Annotated in this window: 10 protein-coding genes and 1 pseudogene; 4 read left to right on the top strand and 7 right to left on the bottom strand. The window is 65.0% G+C overall.

Annotated features, from left to right (window positions below; all coding sequences use genetic code 11):
- Window positions 1–139 (bottom strand): annotated as a pseudogene (locus ACI48D_RS24700) (acyl-CoA dehydrogenase); the annotation flags it as partial.
- Between the two features lie 200 nt (window positions 140–339).
- The gene (locus ACI48D_RS24695; protein ID WP_435573892.1) at window positions 340–840 is read right to left on the bottom strand and encodes a flavin reductase family protein; all 501 of its coding nucleotides are present in this window, start codon (window positions 838–840) and stop codon (window positions 340–342) included.
- Window positions 841–986: 146 nt separating this feature from the next.
- Between ACI48D_RS24695 and msrA the strand changes: the two genes are divergently transcribed.
- Window positions 987–1,526 carry a peptide-methionine (S)-S-oxide reductase MsrA gene (msrA, locus tag ACI48D_RS24690; protein ID WP_435573891.1) on the top strand — a complete coding sequence of 180 codons (540 nt, stop codon included), beginning with the start codon at window positions 987–989 and terminating at the stop codon, window positions 1,524–1,526.
- A 3-nt stretch (window positions 1,527–1,529) separates the two neighbouring features.
- Here the strand turns inward: msrA and ACI48D_RS24685 are convergent, their stop codons facing one another.
- Together ACI48D_RS24685 and pdxH are read right to left on the bottom strand one after the other, a co-directional pair.
- Entirely contained in the window at window positions 1,530–2,774 is a 1,245-nt protein-coding gene (locus tag ACI48D_RS24685) for a class I SAM-dependent methyltransferase (protein ID WP_435573890.1), read from the bottom strand.
- A 158-nt stretch (window positions 2,775–2,932) separates the two neighbouring features.
- Entirely contained in the window at window positions 2,933–4,237 is a 1,305-nt protein-coding gene (pdxH, locus tag ACI48D_RS24680) for a pyridoxamine 5'-phosphate oxidase (protein WP_435573889.1), read from the bottom strand.
- Window positions 4,238–4,336: 99 nt separating this feature from the next.
- Here pdxH and tcdA point away from each other — a divergent pair, with 99 nt between their 5' ends.
- Genes tcdA through cysK form a run of 3 tightly spaced genes read left to right on the top strand, consistent with a single transcriptional unit; the run spans window position 4,337 to window position 6,777 of the window.
- A complete protein-coding gene (tcdA, locus tag ACI48D_RS24675; protein ID WP_435573888.1) occupies window positions 4,337–5,260 on the top strand; it encodes a tRNA cyclic N6-threonylcarbamoyladenosine(37) synthase TcdA in 924 nt (307 codons plus the stop codon).
- A 34-nt stretch (window positions 5,261–5,294) separates the two neighbouring features.
- Window positions 5,295–5,801, top strand: a complete 507-nt coding sequence (locus ACI48D_RS24670) for an FKBP-type peptidyl-prolyl cis-trans isomerase (RefSeq protein WP_435573887.1) — start codon at window positions 5,295–5,297, stop codon at window positions 5,799–5,801.
- Between the two features lie 31 nt (window positions 5,802–5,832).
- Window positions 5,833–6,777 (top strand): cysteine synthase A, encoded by a 945-nt coding sequence (gene cysK, locus ACI48D_RS24665; RefSeq protein WP_435573886.1) that lies wholly within the window; start codon window positions 5,833–5,835, stop codon window positions 6,775–6,777.
- Between the two features lie 57 nt (window positions 6,778–6,834).
- Here cysK and ACI48D_RS24660 read toward each other — a convergent pair whose 3' ends face one another.
- From ACI48D_RS24660 to ACI48D_RS24650, 3 genes are all read right to left on the bottom strand, one after another.
- The gene (locus ACI48D_RS24660) at window positions 6,835–7,836 is read right to left on the bottom strand and encodes a cation diffusion facilitator family transporter (RefSeq protein WP_435573885.1); all 1,002 of its coding nucleotides are present in this window, start codon (window positions 7,834–7,836) and stop codon (window positions 6,835–6,837) included.
- Window positions 7,833–8,156 (bottom strand): ArsR/SmtB family transcription factor, encoded by a 324-nt coding sequence (locus ACI48D_RS24655; protein ID WP_435573884.1) that lies wholly within the window; start codon window positions 8,154–8,156, stop codon window positions 7,833–7,835. Before ACI48D_RS24655 ends, ACI48D_RS24660 begins: the two co-directional genes overlap by 4 nt.
- 75 nt (window positions 8,157–8,231) lie before the next feature.
- A partial coding sequence (locus ACI48D_RS24650; RefSeq protein WP_435573883.1) for a hypothetical protein occupies window positions 8,232–10,072 on the bottom strand: 1,841 nt, incomplete at its 5' end.

Raw genomic sequence — 10,072 nt, 5'->3', positions numbered from 1 at the left:
TGCGCGGCATCAGCTTGTCCTGGCAGTAGGCGCTGGCGGCGTCGCGCACCATGCGCTCTTCGTCGTTCAGCTGCGCGTTCAGCAGCAGCGGGTCATCCCAGTGAAATTGGGCTTTGCGGGGCGAATCGGAACGGCTCATGGGACTCCTGTCGCAGAAGAATCTTATTGGACGTGGGCGGTCTGCGCTGCCCGAGTCTGGCCATTATAGAAATTGTCTTCTTTCGTGGCTTTTCTAACTGCGACAGCGATTTTCACTTTTCTCGCTGGAAGACGCGCACTGCCACTGAACACCGGGGTCAGAGTCCAGGCAGGCAACACCGGACTCTGACCCCTCCTCTCCTACGTCGAGCCGAACTGGCCGCCGTGGAAGATCAGCGCCGGCTGCGCGTAGACCTCGCACTCTTCGACTTCGCCGACGAAGATCACGTGGTCGCCTTCCGGATAGCGGCTGCGGTTATGGCATTCGAACCAGGCGGCCACGCCTTTCAGGATGGGCTGGCCGGTGCGCGAGAGTTCGTAGTCGGTGCTGGCGAAGGGATCGGCGCCACGGCGCGAAAAGCGCCGCGCCACGTCTTCCTGGCCGGCGGACAATATGTTGATCACGTAGTGCGAATTGCCGCTGAAGATGGGCATGCTGTTGGCCTTGTCGGACAGGCTCCACAGCACCAGCGGCGGTTCCAGCGAGACGGAATTGAAGGAACTGGCGGTCAATCCACGGAAACTGCCGTCGGACAGGCGGGTGGTAATGACGGTAACGCCGGTCGCAAACTGGGACAGGGCCTGGCGGAAATGCGCGGAATCGAAACCGCGCTCGGTGGCGCGGGGAGATCTGGTGTTCATTTGCGTCATTATGCCATCAATGGCGCGGCGCTCCGGGGCCGCTTCCACAGCCGATATGCACAGGCCTGCGCTTTCGGTTACAGTGAAGCCATAAATAACGGCCCATTTGCCAACACATTTGCCAGCTTATCTGTAGAGGACCGAGTATGAATCAGCAATCAGCAACCGAAGTGGCGATCCTGGGCGGCGGCTGTTTCTGGTGCCTGGAAGCGGTATATCTCGAGGCGCGCGGCGTGACCCGCGTCGAATCTGGATACATGGGCGGCAGCGCGGCTCATCCCACGTATGAACAAGTGTGCGCCGGCACCACCGGGCATGCGGAAGTGGTGCGCCTGGAGTTCGACCCGAACGTGATCAGCTACCGCGACATCCTGGAGATCTTCTTCACCATCCACGATCCGACCACCCTGAACCGCCAGGGCAACGACGTCGGCACGCAGTACCGCTCGGTCATCTTCTTCACCTCGCCCGAGCAGGAAGCGACGGCGCGCAAGGTGATGGCGGAGATGGCGGCGGTATGGGACGCGCCCATCGTCACCCAGTTGCTGCCGCTTGACACTTGGCACAAGGCCGAGGACTACCACCAGAACTACTTCGCGCAGCACCCGCTGCAGGGCTACTGCGCCTTCGTGGTGGCGCCCAAGGTGGCGAAGTTCCGCAAGACTTTCGCCGAGCGCCTGAAATAAACCTCAATGCCGGGTCAGTACATCCCCGGCGATGCCCGCTTCGTACATGTAACGCCGTGACCACGGAATCTGTGCCGGATCCTGGCCGGCCTTGCCGCACACGATCTGGTACAGGCTGATCCAGTCGTGGGCGAACGCATAGGCGCAGCCGGCCAGGTAGACGTGCCAGATCCGGAAGGTTTTCGGATTCGCCAGCTGGCGGATGCGTTCGGCGTTGTTCTCGAAGTTCTCGGTCCAGATCGCGCAGGTGCGCGCATAGTGGCGGCGCAGGTTTTCCACGTCGCGCACTTCGAGGCCGCCTTCCTGCATGGTACGGATCACGGTCGACAGGTGGGCCAGCTCGCCATGCGGGAATACGTAGCGGTCGATGAACTCGCCGCCGCCGTAGGGGCTGGAGCGCTGTTCGACGTCGGTGGTCGTGATGCCGTGGTTCATTGCCACGCCGCCCGGCGCCAGCAGCTTGTTGATGCGGCCGAAGTACTCGGGCAGGTGCTGCACGCCGACGTGCTCGAACATGCCGACGCTGGTGATGCGGTCGAATTCGCCGGTCACGTCGCGGTAGTCCTGTAGGCGGACTTCGATCCGGTCCTGCAGCCCGGCCCGGGCCACGCGCTCGCGCGCCAGCTCGAACTGGTTCTGCGACAGCGTCACGCCGACGCAGCGGGCGCCGAACTTCTGCGCCGCGCGCAGCACCAGCGCGCCCCAGCCGCAGCCGATGTCGAGCAGGGTATGGCCCGGCTGCACGCCGATCTTGGTCAGGATGTGGTCGATCTTCTTGGTCTGGGCCGTGGCCAGGTCTTCGTCGCCGTTTTCGAAGTAGGCGCAGGAATACACCATCGCCGGGTCGAGGAATTCGCTGTAGAACTCGTTCGAGACGTCGTAGTGGTAGCGGATCGCCTCGGCGTCCTTTTCCCGCGTGTGCGGCGAGACCAGGCGCAGCGCGCTGGCGACCCGGCTGGCGCGCGGCGCTTTGCCGGTGGATTCGGCCAGGGAGTTGCCGATATCGATCATGTCCGCCGCCCGCCCCTCGATCTCGAGCGCGCCTTCGACATAGGCTTCGCCCAGGTTGTCGAGGGTCGGCGACAGCAGGTAACGCAGGCCGCCCGGGCCCGGCACGCGGATCTTCACGCGCGGCTGTTCAGAGGACAAGTCGACCTGCTCGCCGTTCCATAATTCCACGCGCAGCGGCAGGTTGTACTTGTTGCGGATGCCTGATGTCCAGGCGGATAACTTCAGCTGGTCGAACACGCGAAACCCTCCAAAGGCCGGCTTCACAGCTGGCTTTACGGGAGCATTGCCGAACCTGCTGCGCGTTGCATTGTTGGTCTGCGAGGTTCGCTGTACGCTCGTACAGCTGCGCTTCTCGTCCAACATTGCTGCCGCTTTTTACGGTTTGGGAATGCCCCTTACGGTTGCAAACGCTGCCGCGTCCAGCTGCCATCTTCCTGCCGCGTATAGACGATACGGTCGTGGAAGCGTGAACGCCGCCCCTGCCAGAACTCGATGCGTTCCGGCACCAGACGAAAACCGCCCCAGTCGTGTGGCCGCTGCGGCGTTTCGCCAAACTGTCGCGCGACGTCCTCGTAATTGTGTTCGAGGGCTGCGCGGCTTGCGATCGGCGCACTCTGGTGTGAGGCGATCGCCGACAGCCGGCTCTTCAGGGGTCGGCTGTTAAAGTATTTATCGCTTTCTTCGGCCGAGGTGCGCTCGACTCTGCCTTCGATCCGCACCTGCCGTTCAAGTTCGCTCCAAAAGAATAGCAGAGCCGCAAAAGGGTTGCCGTTCAGTTGCTGGCCCTTCTGGCTGGCGTAGTTCGTGTACCAGGTAAAACCGCGGGCGTCGAACTGCTTGACCAGCACGATGCGCGAACTTGGCCGGCCGCGCTCGTCCACGGTCGACACGCCCATCGCGTTCGGTTCGTTGACCTCGGCCTTCAGGGCTTCCTCGAACCAGCGGGTGAACTGCTGGATCGGGTCGTCGGCGACGTCGCGCTCGTCCAGGCTGGCCTGGCCATAATCCTTGCGCAGGTCGGCCACGCGCTCGCCGACGGACATTGCGGCAGCCGATGCTGCGGCAGCCGATGCTGCGGCAGCCAATGCTGCGGCAGCTGCCGTGCTTGCCGGCGCTGCTACGCTGCCGCCAGGCATCGCCACGTCCGGAACGGTAGCGGCCGGCGTGGGTTCGATGCCGCGGCGGCGCTGCATGGCCTGGCTCAGCCGGGTCATCTGCTCCGGACCGAACAGGCGCAGGGCCATCGGCGCCAGCATGCTTTCCTCGCGTTCCATATGCCCCAGGTAGCGCTGGGTGAAGCGCTGCACGCCGCCGCTCGACAGCTGAGTGCCGCTGCCATCCGCGATCATGGTCAGCTGCTCGTGCAGGTCTTGCCACATCGCATCCATATCCTTGTGGTCCTGCAGGATCACCGGCGCCAGCGCCTGCAGGGTGGCGGCGTCTTCGCCCTGGGCGACCGCGCGCAGCATCGGGATCAGGTCCTGCTCCTCGTCGTCGTGGTGCAGGTGGGCGGCTTTCTCGAAATACTTCAGCACCGCGCTGGCGGCCTGGCGCGCCTGCTGGTCGGCACCATGCCCGGGCAGGTGGGCCAGCAGTTTTTCCAGGGTGGCAAGCTGCTTGCGGATGCGTCCATGGCAATGCTTGAGCACGGCGACCGGCTGGTCGAAATCGGGGGCGGGATCTGGGAGGAGCTCGTTCATGATGTGTTGTTGCGGACGCTTAATGAGAGTGAAAATTTGATTGACTGAAAGTTATTTTAGGGCAATGCTCGTCATTCCGTCCGGTAGAATAGTCCGATCATGACGACTATTTTTACCTCTCTCCTTGCGCCGGCTGAAGGGAAGGTCGACGCGTTCGCCGACGAAGTCGACTTCGGCCGCCGCTTCGGCGGCATTGCCCGCCTGTATGGCGAGCGTGCACTGGAACGCTTCCGTCAGGCGCACGTTTGCGTGATCGGCGTCGGCGGCGTCGGCTCGTGGATCGTCGAAGCCCTGGCCCGCAGCGCCATCGGCCGCCTGACCCTGATCGACCTCGACAACGTGGCCGAATCGAACATCAACCGCCAGATCCAGGCCCTGTCCTCGACTGTCGGCATGCCGAAGATCGAGGCGCTCAAAGCACGCATCGCGCTGATCAATCCGTATTGCGAAGTCGAGCTGATCGAAGACTTCATCGATCCGGACAACATCCCGCAGATGGTCGGCACCGGCAGATTCGACTACGTGTTCGATGCCATCGACAGCGTCAAGGCCAAGGCCGCCCTGATCGCCCACTGCCGCGACCATGCGATTCCGCTGATCGTCATCGGCGGCGCCGGCGGTCAGCTCGATCCGACGAAAATCGAGGTGCGCGACCTTGCCCGTACCGAGCAGGAGCCGCTGCTGAAGAAGGTGCGCAAGATCCTGCGCGCCCAGTATGGCTTCGCGCGCGGCGAGAAGAACAAGTACCACATCGACGCCGTGTTCTCGATGGAGCCCTTGCGCTATCCGGAAGCCGGCGACGCCTGCGAGATCGATGCCAACAGCATCACCGGCCTGAACTGCGCCGGCTTCGGTTCCAGCATGGTCGTGACCGCGACCTTCGGCATGGTCGCCGCTGGCCACATGTTGCGCAAGCTGGCGGAAGCGGCGAATGCCGTCCCGCTCGGCGTGCCGGCGCGCGTGGCCGATCCGGCGCCCGCCGCCAACGATGCTGTGCAAGCGGAAGAGGCCTTGTTATCATAGGTTCAGTTATTTACTGAACCATGAAAGAGGCTCCATGATCCGTCGTATCGCCTTCCTGAGCCTGCTGCTGGCGGCAAGCACCGCCGGCGCGCAGGACTCCACCCAGACCCAGGCCCAGACCACGGCCGCCAATCCCGGCAGCACCCAGCAGGCGACCGATATGCCGGCGCAGCCGAGCGTCCAGTCCACCGCGCCGCAGGTCCAGATCATCGACATCGTCGTCGGCAAGGGCAAGGAAGCCACGGTCGGCAGCACCGTCGTGGTCAACTATACCGGCTGGTTCTACAAGCCGATGGCAGCCAAGCAGCGCGGCCGCAAGTTCGACTCCTCGCTGAACCCCGGCCGCACGCCGCTCGATTTCCGCCTCGGCGCCGGCATGGTGATCAAGGGCTGGGAGCAGGGCGTGGCCGGCATGAAGGTGGGCGGCAAGCGCACCCTGATCATCCCGAGCGAGCTGGCCTACGGCAAACGCGGCTCGCCCGGCGGCATCCCGCCGGATTCGGACCTCATCTTCGACGTGGAACTGCTGGACGTTAAATAAGTCAACCACACAAGCTAACGCGGAGGATCACATGCGCATCGCGAACGACGTTACTGAACTGATCGGTAATACCCCACTGGTGCGCATTCGCCGCCTGGGTCGACATAACGGAGAAGGCGCCGGCGCGGACATCCTGGCCAAGCTCGAGTTCTACAACCCGGCCCACAGCGTCAAGGACCGGATCGGCCTGGCCATGATCGAGGCGGCCGAACAGGCCGGCAAGATCGGTCCCGGCACCGTCATCGTCGAACCCACCAGCGGCAACACCGGGATCGCGCTGGCGATGGTCTGTGCGGCGCGCGGCTACCGCTGCCGGCTGGTCATGCCCGAGACCATGAGCAATGAGCGCCGCATGCTGCTGCGTGCCTATGGCGCCGAGCTGGTGCTCACTCCAGGTCCGGAAGGCATGCTCGGTGCGATCCGCCGCGCCGAGGAGATCGTCGCCTCCGATCCGAATTGCTTCATGCCGCAGCAGTTCAACAATCCCGCCAACCCGGAAATCCACCGCCGCACGACGGCCGAGGAAATCTGGCGCGACACCGACGGCAAGGTCGACATCCTGGTGGCCGGGGTCGGCACCGGCGGCACCATCACCGGCGTGGCCGAGGTGATCAAGGCGCGCAAGCCGGGCTTCCAGGCCATCGCCGTGGAGCCGGAAGCCTCGCCGATCCTGTCGAAGGGCACCAAGGGCCCGCACCCGATCCAGGGCATCGGCGCCGGCTTCGTGCCGGAAGTGCTGAATACGGCAATCTACGACGAGGTCATCGCCGTCAAGAACGACGACGCCTTCGAGACCGCGCGCGCGGCCGCCCGCGAGGAGGGCCTGCTGGTCGGGATCTCGTCCGGCGCGGCGCTGTGGGCCGCGATGCAGGTGGCGAAGCGGCCGGAGAATGCGGGCAAGCTGATCGTCACCATCATTCCGTCGTTCGGCGAGCGGTATCTGAGCACGGCTCTTTACGCGAACCTGGCCGGCTGACGTGTGCGTGGGCACTGCATTTCAGGCCACTGGCCTGAAATGCCCCACCATGAACGTTCAGTGCGCGTGCCCCGCGTGGGCATGCCCGTGATCATGAGCGTGGTCGTGGTCGTGATCATGATCATCGCCGTGCGCATCATGCAGCGCGCAGCTGCTGTGCTTCGTCGTCCCTTGTTCCACCTGCAGCGTGCAGTGGTGGATCGAAAAATCCTCGCGCAGGTGCTCGACGATATGGTCGATGGCTTCGTCGCCCGGATACCCGCCCGGCATCACCAGGTGGGCGGTCAGTGCCGTCTCGGTGGTGCTCATCGCCCAGATGTGCACGTCGTGCACCTCGGTGACGCCGGTCTGCGCGGCCAGGAAGGCCGTGACCCGGGTCGCGTCCACGCTGGCCGGCACGCCCGCCAGCACCAGCTGCAGCGATTCCTTCGTCAGCGACCAGGTGCCGGCCACGATGATCACCACGATCACCAGGCTGACCGCCGGGTCGAGCCAGGTCCAGCCGGTGGCCATCACGACCAGGCCCGCCACCACCACGCCCAGCGACAGCGCGGCGTCGGCCGCCATGTGCAGGTAGGCGCCGCGCACGTTGATGTCGTCCTTGCTGCCGGCCATGAACAGCCAGGCCGAGAAACCGTTGACCAGGACCCCGACGCCGGCCACGATCGACACCGTGGTGCCGGCCACTTCCTGCGGATGGGCGAAGCGCAGCACGGCTTCCCAGGCGATGGCGCCGCAGGCCACCATCAGCAGCAGGGCGTTGAACAGCGCCGCCAGGATCGACGAGCCGCGCAGGCCGTAGGTGAAGCGGCGTGTCGGCGCACTTTTCGCCAGCAGCGCCGCGCCCCAGGCCAGCACGAGGCCCAGCACGTCGGACAGGTTGTGGCCGGCGTCGGCCATCAGCGCGGTCGAATTCGCGATGAAGCCGTAGACGAATTCGATCACGACGAAGCCCGCATTGAGGATGATGGCCAGCATGAAGGCGCGACCGGCGTCGGCCGGGGCCGGGTGGTGGTGACCGTGGCCGTGGCCATGGTCGTGATGGTGGTGGAGGCTCATGTGTCCAGTCCTGTTGCAGATTCGGGTTCGGCGATGTGTTCGAACATGTTGGCGAGCAGGCCGCTGATGTGGGCATCGGCGGCCGTGTAGAACACCTGCTTGCCCTGGCGCTCGGCCTTGACGATGCGGGCCGCGCGCAGCAGGCGCAGGTGGTGGCTGACCAGGGAGCTGGACAGCGCAAGCGTGGTCGCGATGTCGCCCACCGCGATCGGCTGCGCCAGGCAGGCCAGCACGATGCGCAGCCGGGTCGGGTCGCCCAGCAGGTGGAACAGGTCGGCGAGTTCGTCGACCAGGTTGTCGAGGTCGGGTGGAGTGCTCATGATTAACATGTGAAGAACTGTTCACATGTTAATCGCGGAAGGCTTGCCGGCGCAAGCCTTATCTGTCCGATTGCCTCATTGGCGCCGCAGCAGCGCGTCCATCTGGTCGAGCGTGACAACCTTGACGAGGCCCTGGTCGGCCCGCGCCCGCAGCGTGGCGCACATGTTTTCCAGGTTGGCTGTGGTGGCGCCGTCGACCATGTGGTGGTAGGAACAGCCGCAGGCGTGCTGGGCGATGCCCTCGTCGATGTAGCTCACGATGTCGCTGATCGACGGACGGATGGTATTGTCGGTCTGGATGCAATCCGTCTGTGCCAGCCATCCGCCGGGCGTGTTCGCGATGGCGGACAGTCCGCCGCCGGTCGGGTAGCCGACTGCGAAGGTGTGTGCGTGCGCCGACGCGCCGCGGATCCATTTCAGGCCGCTGCGCAGGCATGCCGAGCGCACGTAGATGTCGGCGCCGCCCTGCGGCAAGGCGAAGTACTTGCCGCCGGTCGGGATGCCGAGTGCCTGGACTCCGGCGATCCCGGCCATGATGTCCTTGTAGATCGCGCTGTCGTCCGGGGCGGAGCCCGCATAGCGGTATTGGCCAAGCCCGGTCCAGTCGGCCCTGACTTTCACGGTGGCGTTCAGGCTGCCCTGGTCGCTTGCGAAGGTGGCGGTGGCCGGACTGGGAATGCTCTGGCAATAATAGGTGATGCCAGGGACGAAACCGGACGGCGCGTCGTCGGTGAACACGATCGGCATGTTCACCAGGAAGCGGTGCGGATTCTCGAAGCTCACCACGTTGCTGCCCGCCGCAGCCTTGATGGCACGGCGCCGGAACGATGCGTTCAGGCCCCAGGCCCGCACATACTGGGCGGGCAGGAAATCGACCGGATTGCTCAGGAAGTAGCCGTAGGGACCCAGCAGGCGCAGGCCGGCGTTCTCGGCGCTGGAAGGATGGGTATTCGAATGCGAGCCGATGGACCAGCCCTCGGCGTACATCGCCTTGGCGTCGGCGGCGCTCAAGAATTTGTTCGGGTGGCTGCCGTAACCGTAGACCCCCATGGTGCCCAGCCAGCCCGGCACCAGGAACACGCTGCCCTTGAAGCCGTAGCTTTCGACGATCTGCTGCCCGCTGCGCTGCGGACCGTCGGCGAGGCTGAACGGGGCCGAGCCGGCAAAGCCGCTGCTGGCGACTCCGGTCGACAGCGTCGCATCGGTCGCGAGCGTAAAGGTATTCCGCGCCGGAACCGTCCGTACCCAGTAGCGCACTCCCGGCGCCAGGCCGGTCGGCGCAACCGTCGGGAAGATGATCGACGCGCCGACCGCCACCGTATCCTGACCGTCAGTGACGAACACGCCGTTGTCGCTGCTGGTGACGCGGTAGCCGGACATGTCGGGAGGCGGCGCCGCATTGCGCTGCGAATCGAAGCCGTCGTCGAAGGTGATCAGGAACAGCGGCTGGCCCGGCACGCCGGCGTAGATGTCGCCGAACAGCAGGTAATCGTCCGGTTGCCACGGCCCCTCGGGCGTGTCGTCCTGCTGCTCGAGGCGCACCGCGCCGACCGCGTCATGGCCGAGATCCCAGGTCGACGATGCCTGTTGGCTTGGCGACATGGTGAGCAGGATCCATCGGTCAAGCGGGTCGACCGCACAGTTCCATTGGACCAGGTGTTTCGTGGTGGCATCGAACAGGCGCAGCCGGAAAGTAAGCGTGCGCTTGCCGGGGTTGCGCGCCCAGATCGCCACCGTGAAACCCGTTTGCGTACTGGACGGCACATAGCCCTGCGCCGTCGCCAGCACGCTTTGCTGGGCGGTGGTCGGCGTCTGGGCCCAGCCGAGACGGAGAGCCTTGCTGGATGGCATGGCCGATGGCTGGTCGCTCGCGACCAGTTGCACGTTGCCGCTGGACTGCAGTGCACCGGACCAGT

Source organism: Massilia sp. LXY-6 (assembly GCF_051233485.1).
Lineage (GTDB): Bacteria > Pseudomonadota > Gammaproteobacteria > Burkholderiales > Burkholderiaceae_D > Telluria.
Note: the sequence above shows the minus strand (reverse complement) of the source record. Positions and strands in the feature narration are given on the sequence as shown.

Coding starts and splice junctions, on each gene's coding strand:
- pdxH (WP_435573889.1), bottom strand. CDS start 4,237: ATGAACGAGCTCCTCCCAGATCCCGCCCCCGATTTCGACCAGCCGGTC.
- ACI48D_RS24670 (WP_435573887.1), top strand. CDS start 5,295: ATGATCCGTCGTATCGCCTTCCTGAGCCTGCTGCTGGCGGCAAGCACC.
- ACI48D_RS24655 (WP_435573884.1), bottom strand. CDS start 8,156: ATGAGCACTCCACCCGACCTCGACAACCTGGTCGACGAACTCGCCGAC.
- cysK (WP_435573886.1), top strand. CDS start 5,833: ATGCGCATCGCGAACGACGTTACTGAACTGATCGGTAATACCCCACTG.
- ACI48D_RS24660 (WP_435573885.1), bottom strand. CDS start 7,836: ATGAGCCTCCACCACCATCACGACCATGGCCACGGCCACGGTCACCAC.
- tcdA (WP_435573888.1), top strand. CDS start 4,337: ATGACGACTATTTTTACCTCTCTCCTTGCGCCGGCTGAAGGGAAGGTC.
- msrA (WP_435573891.1), top strand. CDS start 987: ATGAATCAGCAATCAGCAACCGAAGTGGCGATCCTGGGCGGCGGCTGT.
- ACI48D_RS24695 (WP_435573892.1), bottom strand. CDS start 840: ATGAACACCAGATCTCCCCGCGCCACCGAGCGCGGTTTCGATTCCGCG.